This window comes from Bradyrhizobium sp. Kon58 (assembly GCF_055807455.1).
The window spans coordinates 1-261 of sequence record NZ_JBVVOT010000482.1; the positions used below are offsets into that span (position 1 = coordinate 1).

General features: G+C 55.6%; 1 protein-coding gene. It reads right to left on the reverse strand.

Going from position 1 to position 261, the window contains the following annotated elements; all coding sequences use genetic code 11:
• Window positions 1–261, reverse strand: a 261-nt coding sequence (locus tag AC0L20_RS41220) for an SWIM zinc finger family protein (RefSeq protein ID WP_473295865.1), incomplete at both ends; no start/stop codon positions are given.

Below are 261 nucleotides of genomic sequence, written 5' to 3' on the forward strand. Positions count from 1 at the left end.
TCGTTCAGCTCTTCGTACAGCACAGTCAACGTAAACAAGACCGCAGCCGCGTGCTTGCAATTGGTCGCCACCGGGCAAGAACACACACACCTGATGCCCGTCAAACGGGATGGTGCATCCTCCAAGGCAATCGACAGGCTATAGACATTGCGGCCCGAGCCCTTGCAACGTGCGATCAACCTGTGAGGCCCGAATTCCTTTATCTCAATGCGATTTTGGCCGGCATACTCAAAGCCGCGCTCCAGCGAGCGAAGTTCAAAG